The sequence below is a fragment of the Commensalibacter sp. M0355 genome, from assembly GCF_016101365.1.
Taxonomy (GTDB): Bacteria; Pseudomonadota; Alphaproteobacteria; order Acetobacterales; family Acetobacteraceae; genus Commensalibacter; species Commensalibacter melissae.
The window spans coordinates 14,041-39,927 of record NZ_JACFQQ010000003.1 but is presented as its reverse complement, the minus strand read 5'-3'; the positions used below and the strand labels follow the sequence as shown (position 1 = coordinate 39,927).

The window sequence follows — 25,887 nt, the reverse complement described above, 5'->3', positions numbered from 1 at the left end:
AATCCTTCTTAATTTATTAAGAAGGATTTTTTGTCGCAGCATATTTAAGGAAAGAAATAGAAATGGTTGAAAACCCTCTCATTAAATTAGAACAGTATAAACAATCACCTTGGCTAGATTTTATCCAGCGTTCATTTACACAAAGCGGTGGATTAAAAAAACTGGTTGATGAAGATGGATTAAAGGGCGTTACTTCCAACCCTTCAATTTTTGAAAAGGCAATGGGGCATGGCACTGACTACGATGAACAATTTAAACAACTGATTTCTTCGGGAATCACCGATGTTGTTACCTTATATGAAACAATGGCGATTGATGATATCCGTGCGGCCTGTTCAGTATTGTATCCTGTATGGGAAAAAACCCATGGGCTGGATGGATATGTCAGTTTGGAGGTTTCTCCATATATCGCTATGGACGGGCATGCAACATTGGAAGACGCACGCCGATTATGGAAAAGGGTTGCTGAAAAGAATCTTATGATCAAGATTCCAGCAACAGCACCTTGTATTGCCGCTATTGAAGGGGCCATTGCCGAGGGAATCAATGTTAATGTAACTTTACTATTTTCCTTGGATATGTACAAACAGGTTCTTGAAGCGTATATCAAGGGGCTTGAAGCGCATCTTGCCAAGGGGCATCATATTGCGCATATTGCCAGTGTGGCCTCTTTCTTTATTAGTCGTATTGATACGGCCATTGATAAGCAAATTGATCAAAGGATCGCCGCAGGGGATAAGGAAAGCGGTGCATTAAAAGCTATTCGTGGCAAGGTTGCCATTGCAAATGCAAAACTTGCTTATCAGCATTATCTTGAAGTGATGCAAAGTGACCGATGGAAAAAACTTGAGGCTGCAGGGGCGAAACCCCAACGTTTATTATGGGCCAGTACAAGTTGCAAGGATAAGACATTTCCAGACACTATTTATGTTGATCAACTGATTGGTAGGGATACTGTCAATACAATTCCACCTGCCACCATGGATGCTTTTAGAGATCATGGTACTGTGGCTGACACCCTGGAACAAAATATTGATGAAGCTGAAAAGATTCTGGCTGAGGCTGAACATTTGAACCTTGATTTAAAAAAAGTTACGGATCAGTTATTGGAAGACGGTGTTAATTCATTTGCCGACGCTTTTGATCAATTATTGGGTTCTGTTGGTGAAAAGCAGATGATATTACAGGGGAATAAGCTAACTCATTTGCAGTCTGATTTACCTTCAGATTATGAAACCGCTGTAAAAACTGGTCTGGATAAATGGCGTAAGAATGGTACAGTCCGTAAACTGTGGGATCGTGAATCTTCTGTCTGGACGGGAAAGGATGAGAATAAATGGCTCGGTTGGCTTGATATTGTTGATCAACAGGTTGAAAATCTTGCTGAACTGGAGGAATTCCAAAAAGAAGTCAGGAATAGAGGTTTTACCGATATCCTTTTACTAGGTATGGGCGGATCAAGTCTTGGTCCTGAAGTTCTGGGAGAGGTTTTTGGACATCAGGCTGGTTTTCCGCGTCTTCATGTCCTGGATAGCACTGATCCACAGCAAGTGCACAGCTTCCAGCAGAAAGTGACAATTGCGACAACCCTGTTTATTGTTTCTTCGAAATCAGGCAGCACTCTGGAGCCTAATATTCTTAAGGCGTATTTTTTCAATGAAGCCAAAAAGGTGCTGGGTGACAAAGTGGGGCAGCATTTTGTTGCGGTCACCGATCCGGGTTCCCATATGGAAGATGTGGCCAAGCAGGATGGTTTCTGGAAAATCTTTTACGGCTTGAAATCAATCGGTGGGCGTTATTCCGTTTTATCTAATTTTGGAATTGTTCCCGCAGCCGCGGCGGGATTGCCTTTACAGGAAATCCTGTATTCGGCCCAACGAATGGAAAAAGCTTGTTCTGCAGGATCTCCACCAGCACAAAATCCGGGAGTTCAACTCGGGACAATTTTCGGGGTTGGTGTTGCTGAATTCAAACGGGATAAATTTACAATCATAGCCTCACCTGATATTGGCTCCTTAGGTTCATGGCTTGAGCAACTTTTGGCAGAATCAACGGGTAAGGTTGGTAAAGGAATCATTCCTATAGATGAGGAAACCTTGACTGTACCATCTGTCTATGGAAAGGATCGTTTATTTATCTATTTACGGTTGGAGAATAAGATTGATCCTCAACAGGAAAAAGCGATTGCTGAATTAAAAGCGGCTCAACAGCCTGTTGTGACAATAAATCTACATGATAAAGCACAGATTGTTCAGACTTTTTTCCAAACTGAATTTGCAACCGCTGTGGCGGGTGCCTTCATTGGAATTAATCCTTTTGATCAACCCGATGTTGAAGCCAGTAAGATTGAAACCAAGAAAATTACAACTGCTTATAATGAAAAAGGTTCTCTTCCCGTTATTACCCCAATCGTTCAAGAGCAAGGGTTTGATCTTTATGCAGGTAAGGTTGAAATTGCAAAATTAAAAGGTCTTTCCACAATCTCCGAAGCCTTGAAAAGCTTTTTCAATGAAATTGCTGCAGGGGATTATGTTGCTGTTTTGGCCTATATTGAACGTGATTTGGCAACACGGGAGTGGATCCAGAAATTACGTCTGGCTATAAGAGACAAGAAAAAGGTTGCAACAGCGGCTGAATTCGGTCCCCGGTTTTTGCATTCAACTGGACAGGCTTATAAGGGTGGACCAAATAGTGGTGTATTTTTACAGATCACTGCCGATGATGATCATGATTTGCCTGTTCCCGGTGAAAAATACACATTTGGAATTGTGAAGGAAGCACAAGCTCGTGGTGATTTCGACGTATTATCGGAACGGGATAGAAGGGTTATCCGTATTCATGTAAAAGGGAATATGAAAGTTGGATTGGATAAATTAAGCCAATCAATTTTAAATATTCTGTAGATTAATCAACGTTTATATCTTACGATTACCGCAAGATATAAACTTATTGTGATGAAAATGGAGAAATTAACTATGAAACTAGGTATGTATGGCTTGGGCAGAATGGGTGGTAACATGGCAATTCGTTTGGCTCGTCATGGTCATGAAGTTGTTCTGTTAAATCGTACGCGCAGCAAAAGTGAGGAAATTCATAATCAAGCTCCTAAAAGTACCATTGTCGATGATTTGAAATCTTTGGTAGAAGCATTGCCTTCCCCAAAAATTGTTTGGATTATGTTGCCTTGTGGTGAAGTGACAGAACAGGCAATCAAAAGTCTTGGAGATATGTTAAATAAAGGGGATATCGTTATTGACGGTGGAAACACGTTCTATAAAGATGACATACGTCGTGCAAAAATGCTGGAAGCAAAGGGTATTCACTATGTTGATGTTGGAACTTCCGGTGGCGTTTGGGGCCTGGAACGTGGATATTGCATGATGTATGGTGGCAGTAAGGAAGCTGTTGACCATATTGATCCGATTTTGGACTCTTTGGCTCCTGGAATGGGCGATATTCCACGTACAAAGGGACGTAATGCCAATTTGAATCCCCGTGCGGAAAAAGGTTACCTTCATTGTGGTCCCGCAGGTTCTGGACATTTTGTCAAAATGGTTCATAACGGTATTGAATACGGTATGATGCAGGCCTATGCAGAAGGGTTTGATATTATGCGTACCAAAGGGTCAGATCGTTTACCTGAAGATGAACGTTTTGATTTGAATATGGCAGATATTGCAGAAGTATGGCGTCGTGGCAGCGTTATTCCGTCGTGGTTGTTGGATTTATGTGCGGATGCGCTTGCAAAGGATGGTACTCTTGCAGGTTTTAAAGGTGATGTTGCAGATACGGGAGAAGGGCGCTGGACCATTGAAGCCGCAATTGAAGAGGCTGTTCCTGCCCCCGTTATAACTTCCGCTTTATTCACCCGTTTTCGTTCCCGTTCAGGAAATACGTTTGGCGAAAAGATGTTGTCAGCAATGCGTTTTGGTTTTGGTGGCCATGTAGAAAAGAAATAATATAAATTTTCCAATTTCATTGGAAAAGGCCTTAATCCTCACGATTAAGGCTTTTTTTTTATAAATTTTATACAAAATATATAAGGAATATATAGAGTTAGTGAAATAAATCAAATTTATTTTACTAACATTACGTTAAACAAAATTCGCTATTGAATGGTTTATGACATAATAATTTTCTAACAACATACATAAGCATAATGGTTTTTCATAAAGATTATAAAAATCTACAAGATATAATTTAAGGGTATCATCTAATGGGAACAAAACATCACGATATGAGTCCGGTCATTGATATGACTCAACAACAGTTTGGTGGGCCGGTAAGGAAATTATATCCTGTTTATAATCGCCATTTACCACCATGTAATTATGCCTGTCCCGCCGGTGAGGATATACAAGGGTGGCTTTCCCTTGCTCAAGAGGGAAAGTTTAGAGAGGCTTGGGAACATATTCTTGATAATAATCCCATGCCTGCAGTTCACGGGCGGGCATGTTATCATCCATGTGAAGGTTCATGTAATCGTAAAGAATTGGATGGATCTGTCACCATTCACGCTGTTGAACGGTTTTTGGGGGATATGGCTAATGACCGGGGATGGCAAGTTTCCGTTGCAGATAATCCTAATCGTAAACGTATTTTAATTGTTGGAGCTGGACCTGGGGGGTTATCTGCAGCTTATCATTTGTGTCGTATGGGGCATGAAGTTGTAATACGTGAGGCTTTTCCTGAACCTGGAGGCATGATGCGTTATGGCATTCCCGCTTATCGTTTACCGAGAGATATTCTAAAGCTTGATATTTATCGGATTGAACAGATGGGGGTCAAGATCAGATGTAATGATCCAGTGAGGGACTTATTGAAAGAAAAGCAGGAGGAACGGTTTGATGCGGTCTTTTTGGCAATAGGGGCTACAAAACCAAGTTTGTTAAATATTCCAATTGATAAGGAAGCGCATCTTTTGTCAGCCATAGAGTTTTTGGGTGATGTCAGTGCTGGGAAAAATCCAAAAATCGGTAAAAACGTTTTGGTCTATGGAGCCGGAAATACAGCGATGGATGCCGCTCGAACAGCCTTTCGTGCAGGGGCGCAAAAAGTAACGGTTATTTTCTTTTGGGATCGTTCGCATATGGAGGCGCATCAATTTGAGATTAAGGATGCAGAGGCAGAAGGTACTCAATTTAAATGTATGAGGACAATTGATTCTGTTTTTAAAGACAGGGTAATTTTACGGAAAATGATCATTGGCCAGGATGCTCGTCCGGAACCATCCGAGGAGATGGAGGAAATACAGATGGATACCGTTATTATGGCATTGGGACAGCAACCTGATAATCATTTTTTGCAAAATATTGAAGGAATAGAATTTGATTCAAAGGGGACTCTGGTTATTGATGCCCAGATGATGACTGGGGTTTCTGGCATATTTGCGGGCGGGGATGCTATTGACGGTCCTCGAAGTATCACGAATGCTGTGGGTTCTGGTAAAAAGGCTGCTCGGTTCATTAATGCTTGGCTGGATAATAAACCCTTTATTGTATCCCCAAAAAATCCGATTACCTATTATACGGATTTACATCTTCCCTTATTGGAGGATACACCTCAGATCCTACAAAAGGAATTGCCTGTTGAAAAGCGTGTTGGATTTACGGAAACATTAATCGGTTTTAATGAAAAGGAAGCTCTGTATGAAGCCAAACGCTGTCTTTCCTGTGGAAATTGCTATGAGTGTGATAACTGTCTGGCAGCTTGTCCAGAGGATGCTTTAACCAAAGCCGGAGTGGGAAAAGGGTATTTACTGGATATGGATCGTTGCACGGGATGTGCGGTCTGTTTTGAATCCTGTCCATGCCAAGCAATTGATATGACAGCTGAAAATATCTAAATATATTAATATTATATGCAGATAACGTCTCAAGAGAGGATGGTTATAGATGACTAATACAATAATGGACGCCAATACTGCAGTTGCCCATATTGCTTATCGTGTTAATGAGGTTTGTGCCATATTTCCGATTACGCCCTCATCCCCGATGGCTGAGCATATTGATGAATGGGCGGCAAAGGGAATTAAAAATATTTGGGGAAATATTCCCCTTGTTCAGGAAATGCAAAGTGAGGGTGGTGCTGCGGGAGCAGTACATGGCTCTTTACAAACAGGGGCGTTAACAACAACCTTTACGGCATCACAGGGATTGTTGTTGATGTTGCCAAACATGTTCAAGATCGCTGGTGAATTGACCTCGACGGTTTTTCATGTGGCAGCACGTTCTGTTGCAACTTCTGCCCTGTCAATTTTCGGGGATCATTCTGATGTCATGGCAAGCAGAATGACAGGTTTTGGCATGTGCTGTTCTGCATCAGTCCAGGAAGCCCATGATTTGGCTTTGATTATGCATGCTGTTACATTGGAGGCACGTGTACCTTTCATTCATTTTTTTGATGGTTTTCGTACGTCTCATGAATTAAACACATTGGATATCATATCTGATGAGATTATGGCTAAAATGATCGATGATGAATTTGTCATTGCACATCGTGAACGGGCCCTAAATCCTGAAAAACCCTTTATTAGAGGAACGGCTCATAATCCTGACACATTTTTCCAGGCACGTGAAGCGGTTAATCCATATTACAACCGGGTTATCGAACTTGTTGAAAAATACGTAAAGCGTTTAGGGGATTTAACAGGGCGTTACCATGATCTGGTTGAATATGTTGGGGATTCTCGGGCAGAACATGTTATCGTATTGATGGGATCCGCTGCCGAAACTGCTGACAATACAGCTGAAGCCCTCATAAAACAGGGGGAATCTGTTGGTGTTTTAAAAATTCGTCTCTATCGTCCTTTTCCTTCAGAAAAATTTCTCGAATTCCTGCCTACTTCAGTCAAACGAATTGCAGTTATGGATCGTACAAAAGAATCAGGTGCGTTGGGGGAACCTTTATATTTAGATGTGATGGCGACTTTGGCCGAGGCTGTCTCAAGGGGGAAAAGAAGGGATTTGCCCTTGATTATCGGTGGTAGGTATGGTCTTTCATCCAAGGATTTCACCCCTGCAATGGTCAAGGCCGTATTTGATGAGTTAAAGACAGAGAATCCTCGACATGGTTTTACAGTCGGTATCCAGGATGATTTAACCCATAACAGTTTAACCTATGATTCATCCTTTACAATTGATAGTGATCAAATTAAACGCGCCATGTTTTTTGGATTGAGTGCGGATGGAACCGTTGGGGCCAACAAAAATAGCGTGAAAATTATTGCTGAGGATGCAGGGGAATATGCACAGGGGTATTTTGTTTATGATTCTCATAAATCCGGTGCGCAGACCGTGTCCCATTTACGTTTTGGTAAAATTCCGATCAAGGCGGCCTATCTGGTTCAACGTGCCGATTTTGTCGGGTGTCATCATTTTCATTTCCTTTATCGTCAGGATATTCTTGAACATGTGGTGGAAGGTGGAGTTTTTCTGCTGAATGCGCATTATAATGCAGATGAAATTTGGCAACATTTACCTCGTTTGGTACAACAGCGTATTATTGAAAAGAAATTAAGATTTTACGTTGTTAATGCTTCAAAAGTTGCCCAGGAAGTTGGGTTGGGTATGCGCACCAATACGATTTTGCAAACCTGTTTTTTTGCAATTTCGGATATTCTTCCAAGGGATAAAGCGATTGAATATATCAAACATTCGATCAGGAAAACCTATCTTGTAAAAGGTGAGGATGTTGTACAGCAAAATTACAGGGCTGTTGATGCAGCCTGCGATAGCTTACAGCAAGTAAGGGTTCCAGACCGTGTATCAAGCAATATCGATCTTGAATGTCCTATTCCAGCAGATGCACCAGAGTTTGTTCATAAGGTTATTGCTCCTATGTTTGCGGGCAAGGGGGATCAAATTCCAGTAAGCTTGATCCCGGCAGATGGAACTTTTCCTTCCGGAACAGCCGTTTATGAAAAACGTAACGTTTCGGATTTTGTTCCTGAATGGCGAGAGGATCTGTGCGTGCAATGTGGTCAGTGCAGCTATGTTTGTCCACATAGTGTGATACGTTCCAAAACGTACCATGATCGTTATCTGGAAAAAGCACCAGAGGGATTTAAGACGGCACCTTTAAAAGTTAGGGGATATCCAAATATTAATTATACTTTGCAATTTTACGTGGAGGATTGCACAGGGTGTACTTTGTGTGTTGATGTATGTCCAGCGAAAAGTCCTATTGAGCCCGAAACCAGGGCAATCAATATGACAGCAAAGGAATCCCTGCTTGAAAGAGAAAAAAGGAATATTTTGTTTTTTGAAACTTTACCGGTTGATGATCGTAGCAAAGTTAATTTTTCGAATGTACGGGGTGTGCAGTTTCTGGAACCTTTATTTCAGTTTTCTGGTGCCTGTGCCGGATGTGGGGAAACGCCTTACCTGAAATTATTGACCCAGTTGTTTGGAGATCGCTTACAAGTTGCCAACGCGACTGGTTGTTCATCAATCTATGGTGGCAATCTGCCTGTAACGCCCTGGTCTGTAAATGGAGAAGGACAGGGCCCAGCCTGGTCCAATTCTTTGTTTGAAGATAATGCCGAATTTGGATTGGGTTTTAGAATTGCTGTTGACAAACAGCTAGAAGTGGCCAGTCATTTATTGAAGCGATTGAGGGAAGAGGTCGGTACGGATCTGGCTGATGCGATTTTGAATTCATCACAGAAAGAAGAATCTGAAATTCAGGCCCAACGTTCACGGGTAAAAATGCTGAAGACACGTTTAGCTCGGCTTAACAGTGATGATGCAAAACGTTTATTGGCATTGGCTGATTACTTTATCCGTCGCAGTATCTGGATTGTTGGTGGAGATGGTTGGGCCTATGACATTGGTTACGGTGGTTTGGATCATGTTTTAGCGTCAGGTGAAAATGTCAATATCCTCGTGCTGGATACAGAGATGTATTCCAATACAGGAGGTCAGGCCTCAAAGGCGACACCGTTCGGATCAATTGCCAAATTTGCATCAAAGGGAAAAGAAACAATTCGTAAAGATTTGGCGTTAATGGCCATGACATATGATAATGTCTATGTTGCCCAGGTTGCTCTGGGTTCCAATCCGCAACATACCCTAAAAGCATTTCGCCAGGCCGAAGCTTATGATGGGCCATCGTTGATCATTGCCTACAGCCACTGCATTGGACAGGGAATAGATATGCGCCATGGATTGACCCAACAAAAATTGGCGACAGCATCCGGTTATTGGCCATTATTCCGTTTTGATCCTATGATGCGGAAAATTGGTAAAAATCCTTTCCAACTGGATTCAGCCAGACCACGTATTGCTTTAAAAGAATATGCGGGTAATGAAATCAGATATCGGAATCTAAAACGGATACGTCCGAATGATGCCGAGGAAATTATGGAAAATGCACAAAAGGCAATTGACCGTCGTTATAAACAATATGAGGCCCTGGCATCAATTGAAACGGATGAAGTCAATCCTGTTGTATTGGGATTAAAACATTGAGACTAAATTAAAATATGTGATTGATGACACTCCTTGACGATTGCGGTCAAGGGGTGTTTTTATATTTTGACAATTATACCGTCATATTTTTATCAATTTGTGAATATAATATTTTTCCAATTGATTATTAGAAAATTAAAAATGGCTTTTTGGATGGTTTTAAAACATTTTAATACAGTTGGGAAGTGTCAATCTTGAATAAAACAACTCCAGCAATTCGGTTGTTAATTTCGGATATTGATGGAACATTGATACCAAACAATAAAATTGTCACAAATGAAACCATTCATGCTGTTCATAAAATGAAACAGGAAGGGATTGGATTGTCCCTGGTAAGTAGCAGGCCTGCCTTGGGTATGCGTTTGTATTTGGAGCAATTGAAAATAGAGTTGCCTTTTGCCGCATTGAATGGCGGAGAAATTCTTGATGTAAAAGGAAATATCTTTTCCAGAATTTGCATGAATCCTGTCCTGATTCTCGATATATGCAATATGCTCCAGAAGCATAAAATTGAAATATGGCTTTATAGTAGTCTTGAATGGTTTGTATTTACTACTGAAAGCGCCTTTGTGGAGCATGAACAAAAAGCCTTGCAATTGCAGCCGAAAATTATTCAAAACATTCAAGATCATGTAACGGATACAATAAAAATCATGGGTATTTCCCAGGATACTGTTTTACTTGATAATCTAGCACAACAGATAAAACGACGTCATGGCCGGGAAGTTTCCGCAGTTCATTCTTCAAAAAATTATCTGGATATCTCTCATTTAAAGGCAAATAAAGGATTTGCAGCTCAGAAAATAGCGGAATTACTTAAAATTCCGTTAAGTAAAACGGCCTGTATAGGGGATATGGATAATGATATTCCGATGCTGAAAATTGCAGGAATGCCGATTGTTATGGGACAATCAAGTCAAAGGGTAAAACAATATGCTCATCATATTGCACGTACGAATGAGGAAAATGGATGGGCTTATGCTGTTAATCAATTTTTACTTTAATTTAAATGAAAATATTTTAAGTTGTGAAATAATGGTTTAATTTTGTAACCTGAATTGTTGAATCCCGGGAAGGGGTACATAAAAATTATAAAGAACGAGTTATCTATGACAGACAATATGGAAAAAGGGCATAATGCGAAAACCGGATATGTTCTTGTCTTACCCGATGCAAATGCACAGGCTAATTACCTGGCTGATATCATTTTGCACCAGATTGAGGAAAAAAAGGATGCGGTTTTCAGGATAGCGTTATCAGGAGGATCCACACCTAAAAAATTATATGAATTATTAGGGGGAGAAACTTACAGTCATCGATTGCCTTGGGAACGGTTGCATCTGTTTTTCGGTGATGAAAGAATGGTGCCCTATACGGATGAAGCCAGCAATTTTCGTATGGTTACCGAGGCTTTGCTTAATCATGTGAATATTCCATTTAGGAATGTTCATCCGATGCCTGTTTTAGAAGATGTGGAAAAAGCTGCGCGATTATATGAAGAAAATTTACAGCACGAATATGGATCAAGGGTATTGAAGAATGGGGAACCCTTATTTGATATCGTTTTATTGGGACTGGGAACAGATGGTCATACGGCTTCACTTTTTCCTGATACAGCTGTTTTGGAGGAAAAACAGAAGTGGGTTTCTTGGTGTCAACCAAAAGACGCCCCTCATAGAAGAATGACATTGACCTATCCAGCAATTGCTTCCAGCCGTTTGGTTATATTTGTAGTGAGTGGAGAAAACAAGGTTAAGATTTTCCGTGAGGTAAGGGAAGAGAATGCAATATATCCTTCTTCAAAAATTGAAACGGAAGGAGAGGTTCACTGGATTTTGGATAAAGCGGCCGGTGGTGAATAAAAGCGGTCGGTAATTGGATAACGAAAGAATACTAGATAGAGATGGATGCACAACAAATCGTTAAATATAAAGAGCAGCTTGGAAAAATAGGGGCTTCATTAGTTTCGCAAGGGATGAAAGTTGGATTGGGAAGTGGGAGTACCGCGGCATGTGTTATCCGATCTTTAGGCAAGCGGTGGCAAGAGGAAGGTTTGCGTTTTGAAGGTGTGCCTTCCTCGATTGCGTCGGCCAAGCTGGCCGAATCTTACGGAATTGAACTGACAACATTGGGGGAATGTCCAGAATTGGATATTGCCATTGATGGGGCAGATGAGGTTACGCATCAAGGATTACAGTTAATTAAGGGGTTGGGTGGCGCTTTATTACGAGAAAAAATTGTTCGCTATGCAGCCAAAAAATTTGTTATAGTCGTTGATGAACGTAAATTAGTCGATAAGCTTGGTGAGCATACACCTGTTCCAGTTGAGGTTACCCCTTTCGGTTGGGAAGCCACAATGAAACATTTGGAAAAAATTGGAGCATCAATAAAAGTTCGGGTCAAGAATGATTATCCTGATTTTTTCCTGACGGATGGTGGGAACATGATTCTCGATTGTGATTTTGGAATTATTGACGATCCTGTGCGACTAGAGAAAGATATCATTTCGATTGCTGGGGTTATCGAAAGCGGTTTATTTATTAATTGTACGGATGAAGCTTTAGTCGCAGGCTATAACGGGATTCAGCATTTATATAAGTAAAGGAACACATCAATGTCTTTGTCCACGAATGATAATGTACAGATTAGGCCTTGTTTATTGGTGATAATGGGTGTTTCGGGATGTGGAAAAACGACATTGGCAAAAGGTTTGGATCAGTATCTTGACTGGCCTTTTCAGGAAGGGGACTCTTTTCATTCACAACATAATATCCAGAAAATGTCAGAAGGCAAACCCCTAACAGATAGCGATCGTTGGCCATGGCTGGAAAAATGTCATGCATGGTTGGAGGCATGTGCGGAAGAACATGGTGGGAAAGGGGTGTTAACATGTTCTGCCCTAAAAAGATCCTATCGTGATTTTTTGCGCAAGGGCATTGGGAAACCTTTCTATTTTGTAAATTTAAAAGTTCCATATGATGTTCTTCTTCATCGTATTGAAAAACGTGAAGGGCATTTTATGCCCGCAAGTTTACTGGATACACAGCTGAAAAGCTTTGAACCGCTCCAGGTGGATGAACCTCATATAGAAATTGACATGTCCCATCCGCTTGAAACGGTTATTCGAGATACACTAATGAAATTACAGCAACTTTAGTTAAAAGCTGGCAGTCAGGGCGATATTAAAAGAACGACCCAGACCAGGCAGGGCACGCAATTCGTTAGTTGTGATTAAATCCCCTAAGGACATTCCTCCCAAAGGAAGATAATATTTTTTGTTGGCTATATTTTCTATGCTTGCATCCAGGCGAAGCATACGCCATGTATAACTCCCCCCGATATTGAACAAAACATAGCCAGGTGTTTTCGGTTCACGACGCATAGGGTCAATCTGACTTTTTGTATTGACGAAATTTGCCTCAATCCTGCCAGTCCATGGACCAAAATATTCATTAAGGCTTATCATTCCATTTAATGGCATCATGTGATAAAGGCTGTTGTGATTGGTTCGATCTTGACCCATAACCCAGTTGATATTTCCTTTCAATATGCCTTGACCATATTTCTTATTGTTCCATAATTTATAGGATTCAGCAGTGTTAATTCCATAGATTTGGGCGTTATGATTATCAAACTGCAATTTTGAGACAGTTGTATTTTGACGTGTTCGCATACTCCCAAGGTAATTAACGTTGATGTAATGGTGAATATAGGTATAGAAGGGTTGAACCTTGACCTCCCATATATCCTGGTGTGGATCGTGAAAGTCAAAGGTTGTGCTGACGGTATTGCCTACTTCCGGTTTGAGGTTGAGATTGCCGATATAACCATTTCCATCACCAAACCAGCCAATCATGCGCATGGCCATTGGAGATGTGCCCCAAGTATAACGTTCATATAAATTTGGAGAACGGCTTTTCCGGGCATACCCACCTTCCCAGGTAAAGGATTTATTGACTGTCCATCGTGCCATGGCTGTAACATCAAAATTGGTATCGGTATGGCCACGGTTTGCAGTATTGAAATTATGAATGGCTTTCCGTTCCTCGGCATTCATTCCATTGATGCCCTGGTATCCAGATATTCTCCCTGTATTCATCATGACCAGATCATTTCGAAAACCGAGAAGGGTTGTGACTTTTGGGGTCCATTGGGCTTCCCATTCAGCAAAATTTCCCAATCGATCCCGATGGCCATTATTGATATTGTGATAGGTATGAGGTCCCATCATCATGTTTTTTTGTAGGGGGGGCCACCAGTCATTTAAACCTGAATGATCGAAAGAGCTGCCAATCCGTAACGTGTTATGATTATCTATGAATACCGTTGCCTTAACATTATATCCAGCTGTACGACCATCAATGTTCATGGGCATTCCTTTCGTGGCGGAATGGCCGCCTTTATTGCTGAGCATATTCATGGCATGGGTGACACGTTGCCAATAGCCTCTTGCTTCAATTGTTCCCCAATCGAAGTCACCCTTATATTTTCCATTGACAAAAATGGAGCGATTATTGGTCATATCCATATATTGATTGGGAAAACCTTCATAGGGTGTGTCAGATTGTCCATAGGTCAAAGAGAATAAATGGTTATCCTTTTTATAACCTAGGGTCACATCATGATTGAATGTTTTATAAGCAGAAGAATACACTTTTCCACCGCCGCTGCCTGCATGATAATTGCGGGATTGAGACCATGACCCGTTATAGCGGAGACTTAAATGTTTATTGGCAACAGTAATGTTTCCTGCCGTTCCTACGCCTGAACCATTACTATGATAAAAGCTTGAGGCTTCTCCTTTGATGAGAATTTTTTTGTTTTTTTCTGCAAAAAGAGGATCTTTTCGTTGGATATCAATTGATCCGGCCAAGCTGTCCCCTCCCATACTTACGGGTGTGATACCGGCCATGATTTTGGCTGTTGCAACATCATGGGGATTAAGATAGGAAATGGCAGGATTCATATGGTTTGGACAATCCCCATTGATACGCATACCATCAATGAACGTGGCCACCCGATCATCCGCCATTCCGTTAATTACGGGTAAAGAGGCAATACGACCCGCACCATATTGGCTGATACCCATTTGATTTTTGAAAAGATCCATTGGGTTTGGACTGTTATTCACAATATCCTTTAATTTATCCTTTTTTAAAAAAATTGAATTGGGTGGATTTGTGGAAAAGTCTGGGATGTCTTCTGATTCAATATGTATTTCTGGAACTGGTGCAGTGGTATTGGTTCTTGAAAGAGAGGTTTTATTTTGTGTAATGTTTTTTTGTGCTTTTCCATTATAGGGGTAAAGAGAACACAATAATAAAAAAAGGTAAAATTTACGTGTACAATGCCATCGATAAGACATAGATTAACCTGATATAATAATGACAAAGGAATAATTTGGTCATAATATCTGTATGACCATTAGAACTATCAGTGTTAATAAAGGGGTGGTGCACGGGGTAGTTGCGTATTCAAGGGTAATATCGGGGGAGGTTGAGCCTGATAAACCTTGCGCTTCAAAAAAAGATGAATAATTGTCAATTGGGGAAAGATAAGTAATAAATTTAACAAGGGGCTTGGAACAGCCAATCCATTACAGAGGGGACAAACAAAGATTCCATGATGTTGTTGATTGTGTTGGGAGTGTTGATTCGTTTTCTTGCTTATCTTAGAGTGGGAGAAAGTGACAGTGTCACACATCGTCATTGACATGGATGCATGCTGATTTTGCATCATTGGACAATGCCAAAGCGAGGTAAATGTAAAAGGTAAAAGAATTAAATGACTTATAAACAGAAACAGGACAATAATAACAGAATATAAAGATACAGGATAAGAATCTTTATTTTTTTTTACCCATATATTTGTTGTAGAGGATAAAATCATTAATGCCTTGGTCAAGTATTGAAGATCATCATTATTTATTTGATTAAAATTATGGACAAAGTCAAATTTCTTTTTAGTATTTGAATGTTTTGTTTTATAGATAGAATAGAATAAAGGCTCTTTACCTCTAATATATTTGAGCAAATATGGCATCAAGGATTATGAAACAGGAACCTATCTGTCCTTCTCTGAATCAGAAAACGATTTTATCATCATTTCCAAAAAGGACGTTGGTTTTTTCCGAACATGTCAATTCAGTAGGGATAGAGCTGGCCTGTACGGTTGCTGTTCTATTTAATATAATTGTTTTCCTGCTAATGTTTTTTTGTTTACATGTAAAGAAAGAAGTTTTCCCACTCTCTTCAATGGTCGTGGTTCAATTTCAAGAAGGGATGAAATCTCTTTCCTCATTGGATGCAATTGCAGAAAATAAAACGGATGATCTGAAGGCAGTAACCATCCCCGTGGCCAGAAGTCCTGTCAATGCTTTGCCAGCCATGAACGTATTGCAAAAAATTTCAGTGCCAACCACTCAGGACCAATCGAGTAATCGTAACATTTCCAAAAATAAAATGGCTGCTCAATCAGCAATGGGACAGCAGAAAAGGCAGGATAGGGGAATGGAGCAGAAAGCCAAACCATCAATACCTTTAGTCAGTCACAACTTTCCATTGCAACGCTGCTCATCACCAAAAGGTAATTATCCCTTGGCTGCCCGTAGAAGACATGAACAGGGTGTTGCAAAGGTTGCATTGCAAATTTTGTCAAATGGACAGGTTGGTCAGGTAAAAATTGTTGAGACAAGTGGTTTTGTTGATTTGGATCGGGCTGCAATCGAGGCAGTCCAACAAATAAAATGCAGTGCATTGGAAGATAATGATACGCTTGTTCAGACAACAACCAGGGTTCATTTTGAGTTAAGATACAACTAAAAATATATGAGTAGTATTCATGTGTAATTGAATAATATTTATGATCGGTTCAGCCAACATATTTGTTTTTATATTATATAGTTTATTTGATTATTGCCATTTTACTTATAAATTGAAACAGGTTTAAATTAAAAATACTTTTTCGGGAAGACTATCTGAAGTAAGAATATATCAAGAAAGAAAATTCTATCAATGCCTGTTTGGGGTTTATGGATTGATTATTTTCAAAATGTTGGGACCAGAAGACTATATTAAATTATTTTAATTTGAATTGAGTCATGAAATTCCATTTCATAGATATAATCTTTACTTTGAAACTGTTTGTTTGGTTTATAAAATCCTGGGTTTTAATATTTAATTGAATAAATTAATTTTTGTATCAGAAGGGTGATCATAGATGGAGATGATAAGAACGAAGGCTGCTGTTGCATGGAGAGCCAATCAGCCCCTTTCAATTGAGACAGTTGATTTAATGCCGCCACAAAAAGGGGAAGTTTTAATAAAGATAATTGCAACCAGCGTATGTCATACAGATGCATACACGCTTTCAGGAAAAGATCCTGAAGGTATATTTCCAGCAATATTAGGTCATGAAGGGGCGGGAATTATACAGGCTGTTGGTGAAGGGGTAACAAGTGTTTCTGTTGGTGATCATGTTATACCCTTATATACTCCGGAATGTGGAACATGTGAATATTGTCGTTCTGGTAAAACCAATCTCTGTCAGGCTATTCGTGTCACTCAAGGTCAAGGGTTGATGCCTGATGGTACGAACCGTTTTTTCAAAGACGGCGAACCTATCTATCATTATATGGGAACATCTACATTTTCCGAATATACGGTTGTTCCGGAGATTTCCGTAGCAAAAATCAGTAAACAGGCACCTTTGGAAAAAGTATGTTTATTGGGTTGTGGAATCACAACTGGTATGGGAGCTGTAAAAAATACGGCAAAAGTACAAAAAGGTGATAGTGTTGCAGTTTTTGGGTTGGGTGCGATTGGCTTGTCAGTCATTATGGGAGCCCATATGGCGGGTGCAGGTCGCATTGTCGCAATTGATATTGATTCAGAAAAATTTAAATTGGCTAGGAAGTTAGGAGCTACCGATTTTATAAATCCTAAAGATTATTCCGCCTCAATACAGGAAGTTGTAATTGAAAAAACAAAAGGTGGAGTAGATTTTTCATTTGAATGTATAGGAAACGTTCAGGTAATGCGTTCTGCTCTTGAATGTTGTCATAAAGGTTGGGGAGAATCTGTTATCATTGGTGTTGCCGGGGCAGGTGAGGAAATTTCCACCCGTCCTTTTCAGTTGGTGACCGGCCGCGTATGGCGAGGATCCGCATTTGGTGGGGTTAAGGGGCGTTCACAATTGCCTGTTATTGTAAATGATTATCTGCAAGGCAAATTCGTTTTGGAGGATTTTATAACACAAGACTTGGCATTTGATGAGATTAATAGGGCTTTTGATTTATTGCATCAGGGAAAAGCTATTCGAACTGTTTTACATTACTAGTTTCAGATAGGTTTGACAGGAAATATTATGAAATATGTTGAATTGGAAACTCATCAATCTTTTGGTGGACAGCAAAAACGGTTCAGACACTGGTCAGTCACACTGGGCTGCAAAATGAGTTATTCAGTTTACTTGCCACCTGATTACAGGAATACAACTTTACCTATATTATACTGGCTTTCCGGTTTAACTTGTAATGACCAGAATTTTGTGACTAAGGCAGGGGCGCAAAAATATGCTGCAGAATTGGGAATTATACTGGTTGTCCCTGATACAAGTCCCCGAGGTGATATAATTCCTGACGCGCCTTCTTATGATCTGGGACAGGGAGCGAGTTTTTATGTTAATGCGACACAAGAACCCTGGAAACAAAATTATCAAATGTTTGATTATATTTCCATTGAGCTTCCCAAATTGATCAAGCGACAATTTAAATCGAATGGCAAGCAATCTATTGCTGGACATTCAATGGGTGGTCATGGTGCTTTGATGTTTGCCCTAAAACATCCTGGTCGATTTTGTTCGGTTTCGGCTTTTGCACCAATTGTTAATCCAATGCAGGTGCCGTTTGGGCGTAAGGCATTTTGTCATTATCTTGGAGATAGCAAGGAAACTTGGCAAGTCTATGATAGCTGTTTTCTAATGGAGCATTATATTGATCAACCCTTTCCCATATTGATTGATCAGGGAACAAAGGATGAATTTTTATTAAAACAGTTACAACCAGAAATTTTGGAAACTGTTGCCCTCAAAAAGAATTGGCCGTTTCAATTGCGATGGCAGAAAGGTTATGACCACAGCTATTTTTTTGTTTCAAGTTTTATCCATGATCATTTGTTATTTCATTATAGATATTTAAAGTAAATATATGTGAATAATCATATCAAGAATTTATGCAGTTTCACGTTTTTTGAAATGAGGACAGTTTGTATAAACTATATTTACTGGATTATTGATTCAAGGGTCTCCACAATCCGATGCGTTTCTGTACCTGTTTGAATGGAGGTTCTATATTTTCCCTCTGGATCCATGAGAATGAACTGATCATAAGGTTCAACAAGGCTTATATCACTATTGATTAACGCTTTTTTGATGGAAACATGATAAAGAATTGAAATATCACGAAGCGCCAGTTCACCACCGGTCAGGGCTATAATTTTATCATTATAGGTTTTCATACTTAACATCAGACGGCTGGGTGTATCATAGTTAGAATCAAAGGATATGAAAATTGGAACAAGTTGAGATGCTTTATTCTCTAAATGGTTAATGATCTCACCCATTTTTATAAGATCCTTACGACATTGATTATGCGGGCAACGTGTTGCACCGAAATACATCAACATCCATTTTCCCCTGAATATTCCGTCATTGACGATACTTCCTGCAGGGCTGATAAGTTGAAAACCCCCTCCGATTACATTGGAATTTTCAGGCGCAACGGCTGTATGATTGGCAGTGAATTTAATCCCGAGGAACATCATGCCAATAATGAAAGCGATAAATAGGAATGAAATAATCCAAATAGATTTTTTTTGATTCTGTGGCATGATTTAATGTGCTTCTGCCCAGTTTTTACCTATTCCAGCCTCAACAACAAGGGGAATGGAAAGATTAACAGTGTTTTCCATTGTTTGCTTTACAAGATTAACGAATGTTTCAGCATAATCTGTTCGCACTTCAAAAAGCAACTCGTCATGAACTTGTAATAACATGCTTACGGGGAGTTTTTTTTCTGTGATGATTTTGTCCATATCCCGCATTGCGCATTTTATAATGTCGGCGGCGCCCCCCTGAATAGGAGCATTTATGGCCTGGCGTTCGGCATAAGCCTTTTGTGGACCTTTGCTATTTTTAATTCCAGCAATCCAGCATTTTCTGCCAAAAGGTGTTAGAACAAATCCCTTTTCCTTTGCCTCTTCCTGGGTATTTTGCATATATGCCCTTATTTCAGGGTAACGTTTAAAATAGGTCTCAATATATTGTTTGGCATCAGATGATGAAACATTCAATTGTTTGGCTAACCCAAAGGCACTAATTCCATAAATAATACCAAAATTGATTGCTTTGGCCTGTCGACGCAGCAAAGGTTGCATTTCATTGATTGGAACGTCAAAGACCTCTGAGGCTGTACGGGCATGAATATCCTCATTATGAATAAAGGATTCTTTTAATTGGGGAATATTTGCAACATGTGCAAGAAGCCTCAATTCTATTTGTGAATAATCTGCGGAAACAAGAACATGGCCAGGCTTGGCAATAAATGCTTCCCTGATTTTTCCACCCTCTTCTGTTCGAATAGGTATATTTTGTAAATTGGGATCATTGGAAGACAAACGTCCCGTAACGGTTCCAACCATATTAAAGCTGGTATGTACACGTTTTGTTTCCGGGTTTATTTCCTTAACCAAAGCATCCGTATAGGTGGATTTAAGTTTCGCCAATTGTCGCCAAGCCAGCAGTTTTTCAGCAATCTCGTAACCCTGATCGCTAAGTTCCTGTAATACCTTGACATCTGTTCCCCATGTACCAGATTTCATACGTTTTCCACCAGGCAACTTCATCTGGTCAAAAAGGATCTCCCCAAGCTGTTTTGGTGAGGCCAAATTGAATTCTTCACCGGAAACATGATAGATTTCTTTTTCTTTTTCTGACATTTTTTCGGTGAAATTAATAGAAAGCTTTTGAAGAAGGGAAGCGTCAATCATAATTCCATTTTGTTCCATCCTGGTCAGGATTGGAATTAGGGGACGTTCTATTTCTTCATAAAGACCTAGAACATGTGCGGTTCTTAATTGAGGTCGCAATATTTCCCATAAACGCAAAGTGACATCTGCATCTTCACCTGCATAGGTTGTTGCCTCTTCAATTGAAACTTGCGCAAAAGGGATACGTTTACGACCGGTTCCGGTTAATGCATCATAAGATATTGTTTGATGATTCAAATAGCGTTTTGCCAGCTCATCCATTCCATGTCTGTGCTCTCCCGCCGCCAGGTTGTAAGAAATAATCATTGTGTCATCATAGGGGGCAGGTTGCGGAAACCCGTTATGTTCCAAGACAAGAAAATCATACTTAGCATTATGAAAAATCTTGAGGATGGAAGGATCTGTCAGAATGGGGTCAAGATACTGAATGACATTTTTTAATGAAATTTGTTCAGGTTTTAATAATTCTCCATCTATTTGATGATTGATGGGAATATAACAGGCTTTACCCGGGGCTACAGCTAGGGAAATCCCGATTAGATTTGCCTGTAATGCATTAAGGTTGTCGGTTTCAGTATCCACGGCACAAAAATGGGTTGTTTGAATTCGGTGAATCCATTCCTGTAATTGCGTGTTATTGAGAATGGTCTCATACTGATGATACGGGGCGGCAAGAACCGCTTTGTTTGGTTCGGGACCGGTCTGTGTTTCCTGTCTGCGAGATGTATGAGGAATGTCGCCTGTATTATGAGAATTTTTTGTCCAGCGATTTAATATGGAGCGGAATCCATGTTTTTGAAGCCATGCGGTAACTTTTTCAGGATCAGCCTTGCAACAATTTAACTGATCAATCGGGGTGGGTAGAGGAATATCATCTTTTAGCTGAACAAGTTGGTATGAAATTCGTGCATTTTCCTTGTTGGTTTCAAGATTATCGCGCCGTTTGGAGGGTTTCATCATAGGAATGGCAGCAAGGATATCCTCCAACTGTCCATATTCATGAATTAAAGCGGCTGCCGTTTTGGGACCTATGCCAGGAACTCCAGGGATATTATCTACCGGGTCTCCCATCAATGCTTGTAAGGAAATCATATCTGTTGGGGACACACCAAATTTAGCTTGTACCTCTTCAATCTTGATGATTTTTTCCTTGATGGGATCCTGCATTTGAATATGTTCGTTGATTAATTGCATCAGATCCTTATCGGAAGAAATAATTGTACATTTGCCCCCATCTGCCACGATTGCTTTTGCGTAACTTGCAATAAGATCATCAGCTTCCCATCCTGCCATTTCAATTGTTGGTAATCCCAGAATTTCAGAGGCTTCCCGAACAAGTGAAAACTGGGGAACAAGCTCTTCAGGAGGAGGAGGTCTATGTGCTTTATAAGCTGGATAAATTTCATTCCTGAAGGTTTTTCTTCCTGCATCAAAAATGACAGCCATATGACTGGCCACACGATCACGGATTAGTTTTATCATCATGTTAGTAAAACCATAAACCGCGTTGACAGGTGTTCCTGATGGATCAGTCATTAAGGGAATGGCATGAAAAGCACGAAAAATAAACCCGGATCCATCAATGAGGATTAAGTGTTTTTGATTTGATGCAGAAGATGAAGTCATGAAAGATGTTAATTTGATTCAGATAGTTTGTAGACAAATGATTTTGAGCAATAAGGACAGGTTGCCTGTCCGTTTTTTAGTTTTAGAAAAACCCGTGGATGACCGAACAGTGTGTGATTACCCTCACAAGCAACGGTTTGGGAAGAAGTATAAATGGTTTCAATAGGTTTTGCCGGTAAGGTTGTTGTAGAATCTTTTTCTAAATTCATGAATATACCCTTGTTAAGTGGTTCAGAACTTGTCATTTATAAAAATAAAATTTATCTTGGACAAATATGTTTTTCTTAAACCGTTTAAGTTCTGTCTATTTACATAAAGTTTGCTATTTTTTTCTGATCGGAATTTATTTCCTGACCCAACATTGTAATATAGCCTATGCAGAAGTTAAAGTGAATAGTTCTGTTTTGAATATACCCTCTATCGGTTCTGATCCTTATGCACGTTATAAAAAGCTGATTCCTCCTGATTTGTGGTGGGAAATGTCGGATCATGCCCGTATTCCCGTGCGTATATGGCGGGCAATACAACAAAAGGCAATTATTCTAGCCTTACATGGATTTAATGATAGTCGCGATGCGTGGGAAGATTCAGCAGATCATTTTGTTAAGTCAGGTGTAACTTTATATTCCCCGGATCAGAGAGGATTTGGACAAGCACCGTTAAGAGGAAATTGGGCGGGTAGCCGTCGGATGATTGACGATATTATTGAGGAAATATCATTTTTAAAAACTCGATATCCCGATACACCCTTGTATGTGATGGGAGAGAGTATGGGGGGGGCTGTCGCCATGTGTTTGGCCTCACGTCCCAATGTTCCAAAAGTCGATGGTTATATTTTACTGGCCCCAGCCGTGTGGGGTCATAAACAGCTGGGACTGGTTGCCGATGTTATCTTGCGCATGATCAATACGATCGCCCCGAATTGGCGGTTAAGTGGAAAAAGCGCCCCGGTAACCATCAGGGCAAGTGATAATGATGAATCCCTGTTACGTTTGTATTTTGATCCGTTATCATTGCACAAAGCCCGTGTAAAGGCATTGTATGGGTTGGTCAATTTGATGAGCAAGGCTGCAAAGGCTGCTCCTTATATTCATTCTCCAATCCTTGTAATGTATGGTGATATGGATCAGCTCATCCCTGATTCTTCAATGAAAAAGGTCTGGCGACAATTTCCTTCTTGGGTAAGAAAGGATTATATTCCTGGAGGATATCATTTATTGTTGCGTGGTAGAAATAGAAACATTGTGGTGCAGGATATACTGAGCTGGATTTTTAGTCCGGATCAGTTTTTGCCATCAGGTGGAGATATTTCAACCTCCACATGGTTATCGATTGAGGGAAAGGAAAAAATACCGGTTTATTTGCCAAGCCAGGTTGATAATTTTATTAAAAAATAAAAGTCTCTATATCTTATGGGTGATAGTGCAATAACAGCTTGCCGGCTAGCCTTGGAGGAGAACAGCTCCAGCAGTCCGATTGGTGGCCGTATCTACCAAAATGGCTGCACCCACATCTTTTGCCTGGTTATAGGGTAAAACCGGAATTGGCTGTTGCAAGGTTAGGGAAACTTGTCCAATACTGTTTTTCTGTAAATCCTTGGCAGGTTCTTTTTCCAGATTATGTATATTTAGATGATTATGAATCGATGAGATTTTCGCCTTGATCCAGCGGTGACCATGTTTCAACCAATAAAGTCTTCCAATAATCAAAGGTTCGTCATCCAACCATGCCAAGGTGGCTTGGACCTCTTTTTGTAATGGAGATATGGAAGGAGAGGTTATCCAGTCCCCTCGGGAAATGTCTATTTCCCGGTCAAGAATTAATCCAACGGATTTACCCGCTTCAGCACAGGGTATTTCGTTTTGTAGTGCATCGGCAAAAATCTTAGCAATTTTTGCTTTTAGTCCAGAAGGTTGCACAATAATTTCATTTTCTGGCTTGACAGTTCCTGCCGCTATTTTCCCCCAAAAAATTCTTTGACCATGTTGGGTGGGGCTGGATTGGGTTTCAGATAGTTTTTGTACATATTGGACAGGGAAATATAAAGGACATTTGACAATATGTTGTTGGGAGGGAAGTTCGGTCAAGGCGTCTAAAAGACAGGGACCGTGATAGACATTTTCACATAAGCGATATCTTTCGTTATCAGCTATAGTGGAGATGATATTATAACCCTTTAATGCTGAAATGGGTATGATGTGCGTAACAGGTATATTTGCTTCCTGAGTGAATTTTTTCAGTGCTTTTTTAATATGCACAAAGGCAATATCGGGATTTTTGACAGCATCAAGTTTATTGATGGCGAAAAGCAGCGAAGGGACTTTTAATAGGTTGGCAAGTAATGTGTGTCGACGGGTTTGAGGCAACAAGTCAACATTTTCCATCTCCCAGTTTAATTTTGTCGCATCGACCAAAATGACGGCAGCGTCACTATTGCTGGCGGCGGTTACCATGTTTCTTGTGTATTGTTCATGACCTGGTGCGTCCGCGATAATGAATTTACGAGTTGGTGTGGTAAAATAACGGTATGCCACATCGATTGTAATACCTTGTTCTCGTTCAGCTTGTAATCCATCTGTAAGCCGGGCGAGATCATAGGAACGGTCTGTCGAAAACTGTTGTTGTATACCAGATAGTTGATCGGCAAGAATTGCCTTGCTATCGAGTAATAAACGGCCGATTAATGTGCTTTTGCCATCGTCAACGTTTCCGGCGGTCAGGAATTTTAATGTATGATGTGAATGAGAGGTGGAATTTACGGGAGAAGAAATCATGATGCATTCCTTGAGAAATAAAAACGGGGATAGAGAGATCAGAAATAACCTTCAAGCTTACGTTTTTCCATTGAGGCTTCTGAGATCTGGTCATCCATACGGGTTGCACCACGTTCACTGATCGTGACGGTAGCTGTTTCCCTGACAATATCGCGTGCTGTTTTTGCATTGCTTTCAATAGGGCAAGTACAGGTCATGTCACCGACCGTGCGGAAGCGGACAGTTTTGGTAAGAATTTCTTCATCTTGTTTAGGCTGTGTCACCTCTGTTACAGGAACAAGCAACCCTTTTCGGGGAATGACTTGCCGTTGATGAGCGTAGTAAAGGCTGGGTAAGGGAATATTTTCCTGTTCGATATAACGCCATACATCATATTCCGTCCAGTTAGAGATTGGAAAAACACGGAAATTTTCACCCGGATGAATTCTGGTATTGAATATGTTCCATAATTCTGGCCGTTGATCTTTGGGTTGCCATTGACCAAAAGAATCCCTGTGTGAAAAAATTCTTTCCTTGGCACGGGCCTTTTCTTCGTCACGGCGGGCCCCTCCAATTAATGCATCAAAACCAAATTCCTCTATAGCCTCCAACAATGTTACTGATTGATGGGGATTACGGCTTTCCAAAGGATGAGATAGCCTCACCGTACCTCGTTTCATTGATTCTTCTACTGATCGAATGATTAAATTTGCCTTTAATTCTTTTGCTCTCTGATCACGAAATTGGATGACTTCTGGAAAATTATGTCCTGTATCAATCATAAGAAGCGGAAAGGGGAAGCGTCCCTGCCCAAAGGCTTTTTCAGCCAGCCTTAATAAAATACATGAATCCTTGCCGCCAGAAAATAACAGGGCTGGTTTTTCGAAGGAACCAGCCACTTCACGCATAATGAATATGGCCTCTTCTTCCAGATCATTTAAGGCAGGGTTCGAGGATGATATGAGAAAATTCATGATAAAATGACCATAATTA

Annotated in this window: 19 protein-coding genes; 12 read left to right on the top strand and 7 right to left on the bottom strand. The window is 40.3% G+C overall.

Going from position 1 to position 25,887, the window contains the following annotated elements:
* Positions 1-62 precede the first annotated feature (62 nt).
* The 8 genes from H3T44_RS06025 (at position 63) to H3T44_RS05990 (ending at position 12,627) form a co-directional block, all read left to right on the top strand.
* Positions 63-2,903 carry a bifunctional transaldolase/phosoglucose isomerase gene (locus tag H3T44_RS06025; RefSeq protein WP_198196590.1) on the top strand — a complete coding sequence of 947 codons (2,841 nt, stop codon included), beginning with the start codon at positions 63-65 and terminating at the stop codon, positions 2,901-2,903.
* Between the two features lie 72 nt (positions 2,904-2,975).
* Positions 2,976-3,959: a phosphogluconate dehydrogenase (NAD(+)-dependent, decarboxylating) gene (gene gnd / locus H3T44_RS06020; RefSeq protein WP_110439283.1), complete on the top strand. Its 984-nt coding sequence runs from the start codon at positions 2,976-2,978 to the stop codon at positions 3,957-3,959.
* A 257-nt stretch (positions 3,960-4,216) separates the two neighbouring features.
* Positions 4,217-5,845 (top strand): NAD(P)-binding protein, encoded by a 1,629-nt coding sequence (locus tag H3T44_RS06015; protein WP_198185143.1) that lies wholly within the window; start codon positions 4,217-4,219, stop codon positions 5,843-5,845.
* Between the two features lie 49 nt (positions 5,846-5,894).
* Positions 5,895-9,470: a pyruvate:ferredoxin (flavodoxin) oxidoreductase gene (nifJ, locus tag H3T44_RS06010; protein WP_232347546.1), complete on the top strand. Its 3,576-nt coding sequence runs from the start codon at positions 5,895-5,897 to the stop codon at positions 9,468-9,470.
* Positions 9,471-9,664: 194 nt separating this feature from the next.
* On the top strand, positions 9,665-10,474 hold the full coding sequence (locus tag H3T44_RS06005; protein ID WP_198196589.1) for a Cof-type HAD-IIB family hydrolase: 810 nt from the start codon (positions 9,665-9,667) through the stop codon (positions 10,472-10,474).
* A gap of 105 nt (positions 10,475-10,579) precedes the next feature.
* On the top strand, positions 10,580-11,332 hold the full coding sequence (gene pgl, locus H3T44_RS06000) for a 6-phosphogluconolactonase (RefSeq protein ID WP_155564813.1): 753 nt from the start codon (positions 10,580-10,582) through the stop codon (positions 11,330-11,332).
* Between the two features lie 41 nt (positions 11,333-11,373).
* Positions 11,374-12,072 (top strand): ribose-5-phosphate isomerase RpiA, encoded by a 699-nt coding sequence (gene rpiA / locus H3T44_RS05995; protein ID WP_198196588.1) that lies wholly within the window; start codon positions 11,374-11,376, stop codon positions 12,070-12,072.
* Positions 12,073-12,084: 12 nt separating this feature from the next.
* Complete coding sequence (locus tag H3T44_RS05990; protein ID WP_155566201.1) at positions 12,085-12,627, top strand: gluconokinase; 543 nt, start codon at positions 12,085-12,087, stop codon at positions 12,625-12,627.
* Here the strand turns inward: H3T44_RS05990 and H3T44_RS05985 are convergent, their stop codons facing one another.
* Together H3T44_RS05985 and H3T44_RS05980 are read right to left on the bottom strand one after the other, a co-directional pair.
* The gene (locus tag H3T44_RS05985; RefSeq protein WP_198196587.1) at positions 12,628-14,835 is read right to left on the bottom strand and encodes a TonB-dependent receptor; all 2,208 of its coding nucleotides are present in this window, start codon (positions 14,833-14,835) and stop codon (positions 12,628-12,630) included.
* A gap of 74 nt (positions 14,836-14,909) precedes the next feature.
* The gene (locus H3T44_RS05980; protein ID WP_198196586.1) at positions 14,910-15,359 is read right to left on the bottom strand and encodes a DUF2946 family protein; all 450 of its coding nucleotides are present in this window, start codon (positions 15,357-15,359) and stop codon (positions 14,910-14,912) included.
* A gap of 161 nt (positions 15,360-15,520) precedes the next feature.
* Between H3T44_RS05980 and H3T44_RS05975 the strand changes: the two genes are divergently transcribed.
* From H3T44_RS05975 to fghA, 3 genes are all read left to right on the top strand, one after another.
* Positions 15,521-16,291 carry an energy transducer TonB gene (locus H3T44_RS05975; protein WP_198196585.1) on the top strand — a complete coding sequence of 257 codons (771 nt, stop codon included), beginning with the start codon at positions 15,521-15,523 and terminating at the stop codon, positions 16,289-16,291.
* Positions 16,292-16,694: 403 nt separating this feature from the next.
* On the top strand, positions 16,695-17,807 hold the full coding sequence (locus H3T44_RS05970) for an S-(hydroxymethyl)glutathione dehydrogenase/class III alcohol dehydrogenase (RefSeq protein ID WP_232347545.1): 1,113 nt from the start codon (positions 16,695-16,697) through the stop codon (positions 17,805-17,807).
* A 27-nt stretch (positions 17,808-17,834) separates the two neighbouring features.
* Positions 17,835-18,671 carry an S-formylglutathione hydrolase gene (fghA, locus tag H3T44_RS05965; protein WP_198196584.1) on the top strand — a complete coding sequence of 279 codons (837 nt, stop codon included), beginning with the start codon at positions 17,835-17,837 and terminating at the stop codon, positions 18,669-18,671.
* Between the two features lie 77 nt (positions 18,672-18,748).
* Here the strand turns inward: fghA and H3T44_RS05960 are convergent, their stop codons facing one another.
* Genes H3T44_RS05960 through H3T44_RS05950 form a run of 3 tightly spaced genes read right to left on the bottom strand, consistent with a single transcriptional unit; the run spans position 18,749 to position 22,350 of the window.
* Positions 18,749-19,357 carry an SCO family protein gene (locus H3T44_RS05960; RefSeq protein WP_198196583.1) on the bottom strand — a complete coding sequence of 203 codons (609 nt, stop codon included), beginning with the start codon at positions 19,355-19,357 and terminating at the stop codon, positions 18,749-18,751.
* Positions 19,358-19,360: 3 nt separating this feature from the next.
* Positions 19,361-22,141, bottom strand: a complete 2,781-nt coding sequence (gene polA / locus H3T44_RS05955; RefSeq protein ID WP_198196582.1) for a DNA polymerase I — start codon at positions 22,139-22,141, stop codon at positions 19,361-19,363.
* Positions 22,142-22,149: 8 nt separating this feature from the next.
* Complete coding sequence (locus tag H3T44_RS05950; RefSeq protein ID WP_122122852.1) at positions 22,150-22,350, bottom strand: zinc-finger domain-containing protein; 201 nt, start codon at positions 22,348-22,350, stop codon at positions 22,150-22,152.
* Between the two features lie 66 nt (positions 22,351-22,416).
* Here H3T44_RS05950 and H3T44_RS05945 point away from each other — a divergent pair, with 66 nt between their 5' ends.
* Complete coding sequence (locus H3T44_RS05945; protein ID WP_198196581.1) at positions 22,417-23,538, top strand: alpha/beta fold hydrolase; 1,122 nt, start codon at positions 22,417-22,419, stop codon at positions 23,536-23,538.
* A gap of 45 nt (positions 23,539-23,583) precedes the next feature.
* Here the strand turns inward: H3T44_RS05945 and H3T44_RS05940 are convergent, their stop codons facing one another.
* Positions 23,584-24,915 (bottom strand): sulfate adenylyltransferase subunit 1, encoded by a 1,332-nt coding sequence (locus H3T44_RS05940; RefSeq protein ID WP_155564822.1) that lies wholly within the window; start codon positions 24,913-24,915, stop codon positions 23,584-23,586.
* A gap of 38 nt (positions 24,916-24,953) precedes the next feature.
* Positions 24,954-25,868, bottom strand: a complete 915-nt coding sequence (gene cysD, locus H3T44_RS05935) for a sulfate adenylyltransferase subunit CysD (protein WP_198196580.1) — start codon at positions 25,866-25,868, stop codon at positions 24,954-24,956.
* Positions 25,869-25,887 lie beyond the last annotated feature (19 nt).